The sequence below is a fragment of the Saccharothrix sp. 6-C genome (assembly GCF_016695385.1).
Lineage (GTDB): Bacteria > Actinomycetota > Actinomycetes > Mycobacteriales > Pseudonocardiaceae > Actinosynnema > Actinosynnema texasense.
The window spans coordinates 850,943-864,918 of the sequence record NZ_CP064192.1; the positions used below are offsets into that span (position 1 = coordinate 850,943).

The window sequence follows — 13,976 nt, forward strand, 5'->3', positions numbered from 1 at the left end:
ACAGTGGCAGACGGCCCCGACAGGACGGACACCTGTGCGAGGGTCCGCAGCCGAGCTTCACCCGATCGTGGACGGACGACCCGCTGCCGTCCGATCCTCGGGAACCTCGAAGACAACCACGACCGGGTGACCGTAGGCTTGACGACGTGACTGATGACCTGCGCGAACAGGTGCACGCCGCGGCTCGGCGCGCCCGGGTCGCCGCCAACGAGCTCGTCCTCGCCACCCGGGAGGGCAAGGACGCCGCGCTGCACGAGATGGCCACCGCGCTGCGCACCCGCGCCGTCGAGGTGCTGGAGGCCAACGCCAAGGACCTCGAGGCGGGCAAGGCCTCGGGCCTGAACCAGGGCCTGCTCGACCGCCTCACCCTCACCGAGGCCCGGATCGAGGGCGTGGCCCAGGGCCTGGAGACGGTGGCCGGCCTCCCGGACCCGATCGGCGAGGTGCTGCGCGGCTCGATCCTGCCGAACGGCCTCGAGCTGAAGCAGGTCCGCGTCCCGATGGGCGTGGTCGGCATGGTCTACGAAGCCCGCCCGAACGTCACCGTCGACGCGGCCGGCCTGGCGCTGAAGTCGGGCAACGCGGCGCTGCTGCGCGGCTCGTCCACCGCCGAGCACTCCAACGCCGCCCTGGTCGCGATCCTGCGCGACGCGCTGGAGTCCGCCGGCCTGCCCGCCGACGCCGTGCAGCTGCTGCCGTGCCACGACCGCGCCTCGGTCACCCACCTGATCACCGCGCGCGGCCTGGTCGACCTGGTGATCCCGCGCGGCGGCGCGGGCCTGATCAACGCCGTCGTGCAGCAGGCCACCGTGCCGGCCATCGAGACCGGCGTGGGCAACGTGCACGTCTACGTGGACGCGAGCGCCGACCTCGACATGGCGCAGCGCATCGTGCTCAACTCCAAGACCCGCCGCACGAGCGTGTGCAACGCGGCCGAGTCGCTGCTCGTGCACGCCTCGATCGCGGACGAGTTCGTGCCCCGCATCATCGAGGCCCTCAGGGCCGAGAACGTCACCATCCACGGCGACGAGCGGTTCGCCGGCGACCCCAGGGTCCAGGCCGCCACCGACGAGGACTGGGACACCGAGTACCTGTCGCTGGACATCGCCGCCCGCGTCGTCGACTCGATCGACGAGGCCATCGAGCACATCGCCGCGCACGGCTCCGGCCACACCGAGGCCATCGTGACCAGCGACCTCGCCGCGGCCCGCCGGTTCACCACCAGGGTCGACGCGGCGGCGGTCATGGTCAACGCGTCCACCGCGTTCACCGACGGCGGCGAGTTCGGCATGGGCGCGGAGATCGGCATCTCCACCCAGAAGCTGCACGCCCGCGGCCCGATGGGGTTGGCCGAGCTCACCTCGTCCAAGTGGGTGGTCTGGGGCGAGGGGCACGTCCGGCCGACGTCGTGAGCCGACCCCGGGACGCCGCCGCGACCAAGGCGGCGTTGCTGGACGCCGCCACGAAGCTGTTCGGCGAACGCGGGTTCGACCGCACCACGGTGCGTGACATCGCGAGCCTCGCGGGCGTGAACCAGGCCCTGCTGTTCCGCTATTTCGGCAGCAAGGACGCCCTGTTCGCGACCGTGCTGGCCACGCAGAGCCGTGAGCTGCTGGAGGACTCGCCCGCCGAGCAGCTGCTGCGCAACGTGCTGCTGCGGATGATGGAGGAGAAGCCGAGGCGCGAGGACCACCCGTTGTACGCGGTGCTGCGGTCCGCGCACCACGACTCGGCGGCGGAGGTCGTGCGGCGGCAGCTGGGTGAGGAGTACGCGCGCGCTCTGTCGTCCCTTACGGACGCGGAGGACGCGGAGCTGCGCGCGGACCTCGTCCTGGCGTGGGTCGTCGGCATCGGCGTGCTGCGTACGGTGTTCGGCAAAGAGCCCTTGGCGGAGGCGGACGCCGCGACCGTCGCGGCCCTGGTGACGCGGGCGGCCTCCGTCCTGTTGGAACACAGCCAACCCGGTTGACGGTCCGTGACGACCTGCCTACTGTCGGATGTAAGCGAGTGCTTACATGGGGGTAGACGATGGAGACCAGGTCCTATCCGTTCACCGAGCTCGACCACCTGGAGATCAACCCGACGTACTTCGAGCTGCAACGGGACGAGCCGGTGGCCAGGGTGCGGCTGCCGTACGGCGGTGAGGGCTGGCTGGCCACCCGGTACGAGGACGTCAAGACGGTGCTGGCGGACCCGAGGTTCAGCCGCGCGGCGGTGATGGAGCCGGGCGCCGACGTGCCGCGCACCCTGCCCACGATGCCGACCGACACGAACATCCTGAGCATGGACCCGCCGGACCACACGCGGCTGCGCAAGCTGGTCGCGAAGGCGTTCACGGCGCGGCGCACCGAACAGCTGCGCGAGCGGGCCCAGGGGATCGTGGACGGCCTGCTGGACGACATGGAGGCGCAGGGCCCGCCCGCGGACCTGGTCGAGGCGCTGGCCATGCCGCTGCCCATCACGATCATCTGCGAGATGCTCGGCGTGCCGGTCGAGGACCGCCGCCAGTTCCGCGCCTGGTCGGAGGCGGCCGTGGCGATCACCGCGTTCACGCCCGAGGAGATCGTGGGCGCCGGCCAGGCGCTGCGGACCTACATCGCCGGGCTGGTCGACCGCAAGCGCGCCGAGCCCGCCGACGACATGCTCTCCGTGCTGATCGCCGCGCGCGACAACGACGACCGGCTCAGCGAGGCGGAACTGGTCTCGTTCGGGGTGACGCTGCTGGTGGCGGGCCACGAGACCACCGCGAACCAGATCGGCAACTTCGTCTTCCAGCTGCTGCGCAGGCCCGACCGGCTCGGCGAGCTGAGGGCCGACCCGTCGCTGGTGCCCGCCGCGATCGAGGAGCTGCTGCGGTTCACCGCGCTGGGCGGCTCCGCGGGCTTCCCCCGGATCGCGACCGCGGAGGTCGAGCTGTCCGGTGTGACGATCAAGCCGGGCGAGGCGGTGTTCGTCAACAACGTGACGGCGAACCGCGACCCGTCGGTGTTCGCCAACCCGCACGAGCTGGACTTCCACCGCGAGCACAACCCGCACATCATGTTCGGCCACGGCGCGCACCACTGCATCGGCGCGCCCCTGGCCCGGATGGAGCTGCAGGTCGCCATCCGCACCCTGATCGAGCGGTTCCCGCTGCTGCGGCTGGACGGCGACGTGACGTTCAAGAAGGGCCGCCTCATCCGCGGCCCGCAGGCGCTGCCGGTGCGGTGGTGAACCGATGAGCCGGTGGACGGTGGGCGTCGACCGGGCCGCGTGCCTGGGGACGGGTATGTGCACGTCGATCGCGCCGGACCACTTCCGCCTCGACGGCGGCACGTCCACGCCGGTCAGCCCGGAGGTCGACCCGGACGACGCGGTGATCGACGCCGCGGAGTCGTGCCCGATGGAGGCGATCCTGGTGCGTTCGGCGGACGGCGAGGTGCTCGCGCCCCAGCCGTAGCGGCAGAGGGCTCCGCAGCGCCGCCGGTGAAAGCCGTAGCGGCGTTGCGGGGCACGTCCCGCGTGCCGGGCGGGATACCTACTGTCGGGGACAAAGTGATCACTGGCAGTGGGAGTTCCGATGGCGGCCAGGTCCTACCCGTTCCCCGAACCCGACGACCTCGTGGTCAACGAGACCTACCTGGAGCTGCAGCGGGACGAGCCGGTGGCCCGCGTGCGGCTGCCGTACGGCCGGGAGGCCTGGCTGGTCACCCGGTACGCCGACGCCAAGGTCGTGCTGGCCGACCCGAGGTTCAGCCGCGCGCCGGTGATGGACGCCGACTACGACCCGCCGCGCACCATGCCCGCGGTGCCGAACATCACCACCATCCTGAGCATGGACCCGCCGGAGCACACCCGGCTGCGCCGGATCCTGGCCAAGGCGTTCACCGCCCGCCGCACCGGGCAGCTGCGCGAACGCGCCCAGCAGATCGTGGACGGCCTGCTGGACGACGTGGAGGCGCAGGGACCGCCCGCCGACCTCGTCGACACCCTGGCCATGCCCGTGGCCATCACGCTCATCAGCGAGATGCTGGGCGTCCCGATGCCGGACCGGGCCAAGTTCCGCGAGTGGTCGGACGCGGCGGTGGCGATCACCGCGTTCACCGTGCCCGAGATCGAAGCCGGTGCGGCCTCGCTGCGCGCCTACATCCGCGAGCTGGTCGAGGACAAGCGCGAGAACCCGGCCGACGACATGCTCACCGTGCTGGTGCACGCGCACGACAACGACGACCGGCTCACCGAGGAGGAGCTGGTGTCGTTCGGCGTCACGCTGCTCATCGCGGGCCACGAGACAACCGGCAGCGAGATCGGCAACTTCGTCTACCAGCTGCTGACCCAGCCGGACCGGCTGGCGGAGCTGCGCGCGGACCCGTCGCTGGTGCCGGCCGCCGTGGAGGAGCTGCTGCGGATCACGAAGCTGTCCGGTTCGCCCGGCTTCCCCCGGATCGCCACCGCCGACGTGGAGCTGTCGGGCGTGACGATCCGCGCCGGCGAGGCCGTGTTCGTGGACGGGCTCGTGGCCAACCGCGACCCGGCCGTGTTCGCCAACCCGCACGAGCTGGACTTCCACCGCGAGCACAACCCGCACTTCGCGTTCGGCCACGGCGTGCACCACTGCATCGGCGCGCCCTTGGCAAGGATGGAGTTGCAGGTCTCCATCTCGACCTTGCTCAATAGGTTCCCGCACCTGGAGTTGGCCGACGACGTGGTGTTCAAGAAGGGCAGACTGGTGCGAGGCCCCGAACGACTACTGGTGAGGTGGTAGACCGATGAGCGAGTGGACGATCGAAGTCGACAAGGGCGCGTGTCTCGGGACCGGCATGTGCACGTCGATCGCGCCGGACCACTTCCGCCTCGACGGCGGCACGGCCACCCCGATCAACTCGGGGGTCGACCCGGACGACGCCGTCATCGACGCCGCGGAGTCGTGCCCGATGGAGGCGATCCTGGTGCGTTCGTCGGACGGCACGGTGCTCGCGCCGCAGCTGTAGAAAAAATTCCAGCCGATCGCGTCATAACCGCGTGACGTGCGCGTTCCTCCACCGTGCGGCTCATTCGGGGTGGGTCGCGCGATCCGCGGTTGCGGCCCACTCCCCCAGGGCCGCGATCGGGGGACGGGTGCGCGGGCGGCCATTCGGGGAGCGACCGGCCGCCCGCGCACCACCCGAACTAGGCTCACCTCCCATGTCGAACCGGCGGATCGGCGTCATGGGTGGCACCTTCGACCCGGTGCACCACGGCCACCTGGTCGCGGCCAGCGAGGTCCAGGCCCGCTTCGACCTCGACGAAGTCGTCTTCGTGCCGACGGGCCAGCCGTGGCAGAAGAGCGAGCGCGAGGTCAGCGCGGCCGAGGACCGGTACCTGATGACGGTCATCGCCACCGCCTCCAACCCGCGGTTCTCGGTCAGCCGGGTCGACATCGACCGGCCCGGACCGACGTACACCATCGACACCCTCACCGACCTCAAGGTCGGGCGCCCGGACGCGGACCTGTTCTTCATCACCGGCGCGGACGCGCTGGAGCAGATCCTGTCCTGGCGGCGCGCGGACGACGTGTTCGGCCTGGCCCACTTCATCGGGGTCACCCGACCGGGTTATGAGCTGGACGACACCCACCTGCCGCCGGGCGCGGTGTCGCTGGTGGAGGTGCCCGCGATGGCCATCTCGTCGACCGCCGTGCGGGCCCGGACGGCCGCCGGACTGCCCGTCTGGTACCTCGTGCCGGATGGTGTCGTGCAGTACATAAGCAAGCGTCGGCTTTACTCGATGCCGGACTGAGCCGGGACGCCGGTACCCTCATTGACTCGTGCGGGCGTAACGGCGTCCGCCGGTGTGATGAGGAGTGACGTGGCAGCCACCGACGAGGCACGACGGTTGGCGCTGGCCGCCGCTGACGCGGCAGCCGACAAGAAGGCGCACGACGTGATCGTGCTCGACGTGTCCGACCAACTGGTGATCACGGACTGCTTCGTGATCGCCTCCGCCGCGAACGAGCGGCAGGTCGGCGCGATCGTGGACGGCGTCGAGGAGAAGTTGCGCGAGGCCGGCCGCAAGCCGGTCCGCCGTGAGGGTGCGCGCGAAGGTCGTTGGGTCCTGCTGGACTTCGTGGACGTGGTAGTGCACGTCCAGCACGTCGAGGAGCGCACCTTCTACGGCCTGGAGCGGCTGTGGAAGGACTGCCCGCGCATCGAGTTCGACGCCGGGCCACCGGCCGACGAGGCCGCCGAGGCATGACCCTGAACCGGCTCGTGCTGTGGCGGCACGGTGAGACCGACTACAACGCGACCGGCCGCATGCAGGGCCACCTGGACTCGTCGCTGACCGAGACCGGGTGGAACCAGGCTCGGTTCGCGGTGCCGGTGCTCGCCGGGTTCGAGCCCGAGCTGGTGGTCGCCTCCGACCTGCGTCGCGCCAGGGACACCGCCACGGTGTTCACCGACGCGACCGGCGTCGGACTGCGCGTCGACGAACGGCTGCGCGAGACGCACCTGGGCAAGTGGCAGGGGCTGACCTCGACCGAGATCGAAGCGGAGTGGCCGGGTGCCCTGGACCTGTGGCGGGTCGACGGCACCCTGGCGCCGCCGGACGGCGAGACGCGCGTGGAGGTCGCCGAGCGCGCTCTCGCCGTGGTCGCCGAGGTGGACGCCGAGTTCTCCGGCACGGTCATGCTGTGCGCGCACGGCGGCCTGATCAGCGCGTTGACCGGGAAGTTGCTGGAGCTGCCGGTCGACCGCTGGGCGCTGCTCGGCGGCATCGGCAACTGCCACTGGACCGTGTTCGCCCGCCGGCCGCAGGGCGACGGCCGGTGGCGGCTGTCGTCGTACAACGCCGGAAGCACCAGGTGAGACTGCTCGTCCTCGGCGACTCGCTCTCGTTCCACGGTCCGCGGGGGCCGCTGCCCGCCGACGACCCCCGGTTGTGGCCGAACGTCGCGGCGTCGGCGTTGGGCGGGCACGCGGAGCTGGCGGCGGGGTTCGGCTGGACGGCCAGGGACGCCTGGTGGTCGTTGACCGGGGACCCCCGGGTGTGGTCGCTGCTGCCGCGCACGGACGTGGTGGTGCTGGCCGTGGGGCACATGGACACGCTGCCGTCGCCGCTGCCGACCTACCTGCGGCAAGGCCTGCGCTACCTGCGGCCGGACGGGCTGCGGCGGCGGGCCCGGACCGGGTACCGGACGTTGCAGCCGGTGCTGTCGCGGGCGTTCTGCGGGTACCCGGTGGCGCTGCCGCCGCGCTTGACCGTGCGGTACCTGGACGACTCGGTGCGCGCCGTGCGTGCTCTGCGGCCGCGGATCAGGGTGGTCGGGATGACGCCCTCGGTGCACTGCTCGCCCGCCTACGCGGGTGTGCACAGCGGGCGTGCGGCGGGGGAGCGCGCGCTGCGGTCCTGGGCGGGTGAGGCCGGCGTGCCGCTGCTGGACGTGCCGCCGCTGGTGGGTGAGCACGTTCGGTCACGGCTCGGCAACCCGGACGGCATGCACTGGGGCTGGGAAGGGCACGAGCTGGTCGGGCGGGCCATGGCGGAACTGATCAGGTCCGTGGCGGTCGGCCACTCGGGTGCGGCGGAGCCGTAGTCTCGGCTCTCGTGTCCACCACGATCGTCACCGACTCGACGGCGTACCTGCCTGAGGGGTTCGCCGAGCGGCACGGCGTCCGGGTCGTGCCGCTGCACGTGGCTGTGGACGGTCGCAGCAGGTTGGACGGGGTGGACTTCGGCCCGGCGGAGCTGGCCGCCGCGCTGGGGGAGCACCGGCGGGTGACCACGTCCCGGCCGACGCCCGGTGAGCTGGCCGAGGTGTACCGGTCCGCGTTGGCCCAGGGCGCGGAGGGGATCGTGTCCGTGCACCTGTCCCGTGACCTCTCGGGCACGTGGGAGGCCGCGCGGTTGGCCGCGGAGGAGGTCGACCCGAGCCGGATCAGGGTGGTCGACTCGCGGGCCACGGGCATGGGGTTGGGGTTCGCCGCGCTGGCCGCGTGCGCCGCGGGTGGTGACGCCGCGCGCGCGGAGGAAGCCGCGGTGGCGGCCGCGGCCAGGGTCAGGATGTTCTTCTGCGTGGAGACGCTCGACCACCTGCGGCGGGGTGGGCGGATCGGCGCCGCCGCCGCGTTGGTGGGCACCGCGTTGGCGGTGAAGCCGTTGCTGCACGTGGACGACGGTCGAATCGTGCCGCTGGAGAAGGTGCGCACGATGGGGCGGGCGATCGGCAGGCTGGTCGACCTGGCCGCGTCGGCGGCGGGTTCCGGGCCGGTCGGTCTGGCCGTCCACCACCTGGCCGCCCCGGAACGCGCGGCGGAGCTGGCGACGTTGCTGGACGAGCGCCTGCCCGGCTCGACCGGTTGTCTGATCTCCGAGGTCGGAGCGGTGATCGGCGCGCACACGGGCCCCGGTGTGCTGGGGGTCGTGGTGCTGCCCGGAGGGGTGTCCTAGCTCTCCTTATCCATCATTCAGCCGGTTGTCCACAGCTCGCGAACTCCCTCCCCACCCCCTGCTCCACCCGGCCTAACGTCGGTCCCATGTTCGACAAGAACCCGGACACCACGACCGCCCGCCTGAAGGCCCTCGTCTCCCAGGAGCGGGGCAGACACCGCGCGTCAGACGCCGAGACCCTGGTCTTCGTCTCGTCGGACGGCGGCACCGGCCCACCCGCCCCGCTGCACGGGCTGCACCACAACCTTCACCGCCTGCTGCGCCGCTGGCTGCCCGAACCGGCCGTCCCGCACCGCCGCAGGTTCCTGCTCGCGGGAGTGATGGCCGGTGTGGCGCTGGTGGTCGCCTTGGCCCTGTGGTGGGAGCGGCCCGTGCCGGAGACCCCACCGGACCTCCCGGTGGCCGAGGCCGCCGTCGTCACCCAGGCCGAGGAGCAGCTCGTCGTCAACGTGGTGGGCCTCGTGCCGAGCCCCGGCCTGGTGACCGTCCCGAACGGCGCACGGGTGGCCGACGCGCTGCGGGCGGCGGGCGGCGCCAACCCCGGTGCCGACCTGACCCCGCTGAACCTCGCCCGCAAGGTCACCGACGGCGAGCAGATCGCCGTGGGCGTCGCCGTCCCGCACCAGGCCGGCACGACCACCGAGCCGCTGAGCCTGAACACCGCGACCAAGGACCAACTGGACACCCTGCCCGGTGTCGGCCCGGTGACAGCGCAGCGCATCGTCGACCGAAGGCAGAAACGCGGCCCCTTCACGTCCCTGGACCAACTGGGCGAGATCGAGGGCATCGGCGACGCGAAACTGTCGAAGCTCCGCGACCTCGTCCGCCTCTAACGCCTTCTCGGAGCGCACCATGCTTCCCACCCGATCCTGCCCGCACCCCGAATGCCACCGACCTTCCACACTCCTGGCCCGCATCCGCCGCGCCATCCGCGCCGCCACCTCCCGCCTGACCACCTTGTCGAGGTCCCGCTGGATGGGCTCATGAGCCGCCCACCCTCGACCTCCGGACAGGCTGGGCCGCATCACCTCCGACTCGGCCACCGTGGTCGCAGTTGTTGCACTCCAGACCGAACGACGGGCCGGCGCACTTCGCCGGTGCAAGCGGAGCAACCCCGCACGGAGCATCCGGCGTGGAACGCTCCGGCGGCAACGGCGGACGCGTCGGCCACGAGCGCGTTGTGCGTGGCCCAGGCGCGCAACCGACTGGACGTGATGGTGCCGTTAGCGGGCTCGCACAGAACACGAGCCAGTCGCCGGAATCGCCGGCAGCCTTACCGCCCGCAGCCTGTGCGTTGTTGCTCTTGGCCCCTTCCCCGAGTTGGGCAACCGGAAGCCACCGCCAGGCAATGTCCGACACCCTGTTGGTCGTCGGGCTGAGCATCGGCATCGCGCTCTCCCTCGCGGGGACCGACGCGGTGGTGCCCGTAGTGGGCGTGCAGAACCCGAGCCGGTTGTTGGAGTCGTGGGCGGCGTTGGATTCGACGTCTCCGCCGACGGTCAGCGCGCTATTGCTCTTGGCCCCGTCCGCAAGCTAGGCGATCGGGGACAACTGGCAGGTGATGGCCGACACCCTGTTGGTCGTCGGGCCAGGCATCGGCGTCGCGCTGGTCCCGCAGGCACGTGCAGGACGCGAACCGGTTGCCGGGGTCGTTGGCAGCGTTGGAGTTGACGTTGCCGCCTGCGGTCAGGCGATTGGGAACTACTGGCAGGTGATGGCCAACACCCTGTTGGTCGTCGGGCCGGCATCGGCGTCGCGCTGGTCCGGCGGGCACGCGCGGGACGCGAGCCGGTTGCTGGGGTCGTTGGCAGCGTTGGAGTTGACGTTGCCGCCTGCGGTCAGGCGATTGGGGACTACTGGCAGGTGCTGGCCAACACCCTGTTGGTCGTCGGGCCAGCATCGGCGTCGCGGTAGTCCGGCGGGCACGCGCAGGACTCAAGCTGGTTGCCGGGTCGTGATTGGCGTTGGAGTTGCCGTTTCCGCCCGCAGTCAGGCGATTGGGAGCGGCTGGCAGGTGATGGCCGACACCCGGTTGGCTGTCGGGCCGGGCATCGGCGTCGCGCCGCTGCTCGCCCTGCGGACCCTCCGCTTCGACTCGGGCACGCCACGCGTGTGCCCGGTGTGGTCGTGGTGTCGACCGGCTCGTTGAGGTGGCACGTCCTGCTCGGCGCGTGGGCCGTGCACCGGTCGAGGTGTGGTACTCGGGCGTGGCCCGTTCCGGCACCGGGGTGCGCTGGTGGCCAGCCGGCCAGCGACGCGCCGTCGCCGTACGCGGTGGCGGTGGCGGTCGCATGGGCGGCAGCAGGACGACGTCGGTCCGCGGGCAGGTCGAGCAGATGGCGACCTGCCCGCCTCGCCAAAGTCGGACGCCCCGGACCGGTGGGTGCTCGACCCATGCCGCGGCACTTCTCGGTGCGGTCGCTGGAGGAGGCGAATCGCGCTGATCGGCGGCGTGCGCCAGGCCAGCGAGTGCGCCTGCACACGATCGAGGCGTCGGCGTTGCCGTCACCGGCACCGACTGCGTCGAGATCGTCGGCGCGGTGTGAGCCGAGGTGCTCGTCGGGGCGCATTCGGCATGACAAGCGGCGCCGGCGATCGGACTGACCGTAGTCGTTCTCCGTGCTCTACCTCGGGAGGTGAGGTCGTGAGTCCTCGTGCGTATCTGGTCCCTGCCGCGCTGGCGGTGTGGGCGACGGCTTTGGCCGGGCTGTGGTGGGCGTGGTGGGCGGCGCTCACGGTCGGGTTGATCGCTGCCGTGGTCGGCGGTTCGGCGTTGCGCCGGTGGCGGCCGGCAGCGGTGGCGGTGGCTGTCGCGGGTCCGGTGGCGGCGTGCTGGATCGGCGTCCAGGCCTACGGGGCGGCCCACCACCCGTTGCGGGTCGAGGCGGAGCGGGGCACGCCCACGACCGTCCACTTCGAACTCGACGATCGGCCGCACGGTCTGCGCACCACTGGTTTCGGTTCGCGTGCCGGTGGAGTCGACCTGGTGTTGGTGCGGGGATCGCTCGACGGAGGTGGCCGGCTCGCCGTGCTGGCGCCCGCGGCGGGGTGGCGGGACCTCCTGCCCGGTCAACGGGTCACCGCGCGCGGCACCCTCGCCCCTCCTCGCGGAGGTGAACTGACGGTCGCGGTGCTGCGGGTTCGCGGGCCTCCGCGGGACGTGACCGAAGCGCCGGTGTGGCAGCGGGTCGCCGAGGACCTGCGTGCCGGACTGCGGGACGCGAGCACGGCGCTCGACCCCGAACCGGCCGGGTTGCTGCCCGCGCTCGTCGTCGGCGACACCTCCGGCCTCCCGCCCAGGGTGGTGGAGGAGTTCCGCACGGCGGGTCTCGCCCACGTGCTCGCGGTGAGCGGCGCGAACCTGGCGATCCTCTGCGGCGCGGTCCTGTTGCTGCTGAGGCTGCTGCGGGTCGGTCCGCGTGGTTGCGCGGTGGGCGCGATGGCGGCACTGGTCGGGTTCGTGGTGCTGGCCGGGCCGGAGCCGAGTGTGCTGCGGGCCGCGGTGATGGGCGCGGTGGCGTTGCTCGCGCTGGTGCTGGGTCGGGAGCGGTCGGCGTTGCCGGCGCTCGCGGCGGCGGTGGTGGTCCTGGTGCTCTACGACCCGGAGTTGGCCACCGAGCCGGGGTTCGGCCTGTCCGTGGTGGCGACGGCGGCGCTGGTGCTGCTCGCGCCGAGGTGGGCCACCGCGATGAAGGAGCGCGGCGTCCCGGTGGGTTTCGCCGAGGCGTTGGCGGTGCCGGTGGCGGCGAACCTGGCCACCGCGCCGCTGGTCGCCGGCATCTCCGGCCAGGTGAGCCTGGTCGCGGTGGTGGCGAACCTGCTGGTCGCGCCGGTCGTGGCCCCGGCCACCGTGCTCGGTGTGCTGGCCACCGTGCTGGCGGCGGCGCACGAACCGGCGGCCCGGCTGGTCGTCGAAGTGGCCGGGCCGCCGGTGAGCTGGCTGATCGCGGTCGGCAGGCACGCGGCGGCCGTGCCCGGTGCGGCGGTCGCCTGGCCCGAAGGGTGGGCGGGCGGTGCGTTGCTGGCCGGGGTGCTGGTGCTCGGCTACGCGGTCACCAGGCTGCGCCGGGTGCGGGCGCTGGTCCTGGCGGCCGTCGTCGGCGCGGTGGTCGTGGTCGTGCCGCTGAACGTGGTCGCGCCCGGTTGGCCGGTGCCCGGCTGGTCGGTCGTGGCCTGTGACGTGGGTCAGGGCGACGCGGTGGTCCTCGCCACCGCCGAGCGTGACCGGGCGGTGTTGGTCGACACGGGGCCGGACCCGGTGCCGGTGCTGTCGTGCCTGCGCAGGTTGGGGGTACGGCGAATCCCGTTGGTGGTGCTCAGCCACCTGCACGCCGACCACGTCGGTGGTCTGGCGGCGGTGCTGGCCGAGCGGGGTGTGGGCGCGGTGGCGGTGGGGCCGTCGCGGGAGCCCGGATGGGCGTGGGAGGAGGTGCGGGAACGGGCGCGGGCGGCCGGGGTCCGGGTGGTCGAGTTGACCGCCGGGCAGCGGTTGAGCTGGCCGGGCCTGGAGCTCGACGTGCTGGGGCCGCGCGCGGGCCCGGTGAGCGGTACGGACACGAACACGGCGGTCAACGACGCGTCGCTGGTGCTGCGGGCCTCCACCGCGGCCGGGCGGGTGCTGTTGACCGGAGACATCGAGCTGGCCGGGCAGGCGGACCTGCTCGGCGGGCACGTGGACCTGCGGGCCGACGTGCTCAAGGTGCCGCACCACGGGTCGCGGTACTCGTCACCGGCGTTCCTCGCGGCGGTCCGGCCGCGGATCGCGCTGGTGAGCGTCGGCGCGGACAACCGCTACGGCCACCCCAGCGGGGTGCTCGTCGACGCGTTGACGAGCCGAGGCGCGCTGGTGCTGCGCACGGACCGGGACGGCGACACCGCCGTCCTGGCAGGCCCGGACGGGCCGCGGGTCGCCCGCAGGAGCGGCGGCCGACACCACCACGGACAAGGGGACAACGATGAAGAACGACGTCTGGATCCGACTGCACTCCGGCTGGTCGCCCCAAGAGGACAACCGGGCCGTGGCGTGGGCGCTGTGGCAACCCGGCTACACCGCCCAACCCTGGCCGAGCGAGGAGCTCCGGCCCGCGTTCACCTACTACGTCTGCGAGGAGCTGCCCGGCGGCGAGCGCGGCATCGTCGCCAGGGCGACGGCCACCGGCGTGATCCGCCTGGCGCAGGTCTTCTCCGCGGACAGCGCCTACCGCCTGATCGCCGACGGCCTGTTCGACGCGGACCTCGCCATCCCGCCGGAGGCGTGGCACGCCGAGCGCTACAACCAGGAGAAGGCGAAACGGCCCTGGCCGCAGATGCTCACCGCCTGGCGCGTGGCCACCGAACCGGTCGGTCCGCACGTCCTGCCGGAGCTGACCGCATTCCCCCGGACCGGGTGGCTGCGCTCGTCCAGGATCGCCCTGTGACCACCACCGCGGACGGGAGAGCACCGGTGGGGAGAACGACAGCCGGGGCGACCGGTGTGCCGCGACCAAGGTGGCCCGCGCTCGGCCGACCACCGCCGATCCGGTCGTCGGCGGGCTGACCGCCACCGTTCACGCCCGGGGTCGGGCCCCAGG

At 72.5% G+C, this 13,976-nt stretch carries 14 protein-coding genes; all 14 read left to right on the forward strand.

Annotated features, from left to right (window positions below):
• The first annotated feature begins 146 nt into the window (after positions 1–146).
• The 14 genes from IOD16_RS03930 (at position 147) to IOD16_RS03995 (ending at position 13,942) form a co-directional block, all read left to right on the forward strand.
• Positions 147–1,412, forward strand: coding sequence for a glutamate-5-semialdehyde dehydrogenase (locus IOD16_RS03930; RefSeq protein ID WP_201438925.1), 1,266 nt, complete (start codon positions 147–149; stop codon positions 1,410–1,412).
• On the forward strand, positions 1,409–1,969 hold the full coding sequence (locus IOD16_RS03935; RefSeq protein ID WP_201438926.1) for a TetR/AcrR family transcriptional regulator: 561 nt from the start codon (positions 1,409–1,411) through the stop codon (positions 1,967–1,969). Before IOD16_RS03930 ends, IOD16_RS03935 begins: the two co-directional genes overlap by 4 nt.
• Positions 1,970–2,028: 59 nt before the next feature.
• Positions 2,029–3,213, forward strand: a complete 1,185-nt coding sequence (locus IOD16_RS03940) for a cytochrome P450 (RefSeq protein WP_201438927.1) — start codon at positions 2,029–2,031, stop codon at positions 3,211–3,213.
• Between the two features lie 4 nt (positions 3,214–3,217).
• Positions 3,218–3,439, forward strand: a complete 222-nt coding sequence (locus IOD16_RS03945) for a ferredoxin (RefSeq protein WP_201438928.1) — start codon at positions 3,218–3,220, stop codon at positions 3,437–3,439.
• A 120-nt stretch (positions 3,440–3,559) separates the two neighbouring features.
• On the forward strand, positions 3,560–4,744 hold the full coding sequence (locus tag IOD16_RS03950) for a cytochrome P450 (protein WP_123743624.1): 1,185 nt from the start codon (positions 3,560–3,562) through the stop codon (positions 4,742–4,744).
• Between the two features lie 4 nt (positions 4,745–4,748).
• A complete protein-coding gene (locus IOD16_RS03955; protein WP_123743623.1) occupies positions 4,749–4,970 on the forward strand; it encodes a ferredoxin in 222 nt (73 codons plus the stop codon).
• A gap of 193 nt (positions 4,971–5,163) precedes the next feature.
• Positions 5,164–5,757: a nicotinate-nucleotide adenylyltransferase gene (nadD, locus tag IOD16_RS03960; protein WP_123743622.1), complete on the forward strand. Its 594-nt coding sequence runs from the start codon at positions 5,164–5,166 to the stop codon at positions 5,755–5,757.
• A gap of 69 nt (positions 5,758–5,826) precedes the next feature.
• Positions 5,827–6,213 carry a ribosome silencing factor gene (gene rsfS, locus IOD16_RS03965; protein WP_201438929.1) on the forward strand — a complete coding sequence of 129 codons (387 nt, stop codon included), beginning with the start codon at positions 5,827–5,829 and terminating at the stop codon, positions 6,211–6,213.
• Positions 6,210–6,824, forward strand: coding sequence for a histidine phosphatase family protein (locus IOD16_RS03970; protein WP_123743620.1), 615 nt, complete (start codon positions 6,210–6,212; stop codon positions 6,822–6,824). Before rsfS ends, IOD16_RS03970 begins: the two co-directional genes overlap by 4 nt.
• Positions 6,821–7,552, forward strand: coding sequence for a diglucosylglycerate octanoyltransferase (gene octT / locus IOD16_RS03975; RefSeq protein WP_236594741.1), 732 nt, complete (start codon positions 6,821–6,823; stop codon positions 7,550–7,552). The genes IOD16_RS03970 and octT overlap by 4 nt, the downstream gene beginning before the upstream one ends.
• Before the next feature lie 11 nt (positions 7,553–7,563).
• Positions 7,564–8,406: a DegV family protein gene (locus IOD16_RS03980; protein ID WP_201438931.1), complete on the forward strand. Its 843-nt coding sequence runs from the start codon at positions 7,564–7,566 to the stop codon at positions 8,404–8,406.
• Positions 8,407–8,492: 86 nt separating this feature from the next.
• Positions 8,493–9,239 carry a ComEA family DNA-binding protein gene (locus tag IOD16_RS03985; protein ID WP_236594742.1) on the forward strand — a complete coding sequence of 249 codons (747 nt, stop codon included), beginning with the start codon at positions 8,493–8,495 and terminating at the stop codon, positions 9,237–9,239.
• Positions 9,240–9,754: 515 nt separating this feature from the next.
• A complete protein-coding gene (locus IOD16_RS03990) occupies positions 9,755–9,943 on the forward strand; it encodes a hypothetical protein (protein WP_201438932.1) in 189 nt (62 codons plus the stop codon).
• Between the two features lie 1,107 nt (positions 9,944–11,050).
• Complete coding sequence (locus IOD16_RS03995) at positions 11,051–13,942, forward strand: DNA internalization-related competence protein ComEC/Rec2 (RefSeq protein WP_442978090.1); 2,892 nt, start codon at positions 11,051–11,053, stop codon at positions 13,940–13,942.
• Positions 13,943–13,976: the final 34 nt, after the last annotated feature.

Excerpts from the sequence above, each read along its gene's own strand:
- IOD16_RS03950 (WP_123743624.1), top strand. The coding sequence starts at position 3,560 with ATGGCGGCCAGGTCCTACCCGTTCCCCGAACCCGACGACCTCGTGGTC.
- IOD16_RS03985 (WP_236594742.1), top strand. The coding sequence starts at position 8,493 with ATGTTCGACAAGAACCCGGACACCACGACCGCCCGCCTGAAGGCCCTC.
- IOD16_RS03945 (WP_201438928.1), top strand. The coding sequence starts at position 3,218 with ATGAGCCGGTGGACGGTGGGCGTCGACCGGGCCGCGTGCCTGGGGACG.
- IOD16_RS03940 (WP_201438927.1), top strand. The coding sequence starts at position 2,029 with ATGGAGACCAGGTCCTATCCGTTCACCGAGCTCGACCACCTGGAGATC.
- IOD16_RS03955 (WP_123743623.1), top strand. The coding sequence starts at position 4,749 with ATGAGCGAGTGGACGATCGAAGTCGACAAGGGCGCGTGTCTCGGGACC.
- nadD (WP_123743622.1), top strand. The coding sequence starts at position 5,164 with ATGTCGAACCGGCGGATCGGCGTCATGGGTGGCACCTTCGACCCGGTG.
- IOD16_RS03970 (WP_123743620.1), top strand. The coding sequence starts at position 6,210 with ATGACCCTGAACCGGCTCGTGCTGTGGCGGCACGGTGAGACCGACTAC.
- IOD16_RS03990 (WP_201438932.1), top strand. The coding sequence starts at position 9,755 with ATGTCCGACACCCTGTTGGTCGTCGGGCTGAGCATCGGCATCGCGCTC.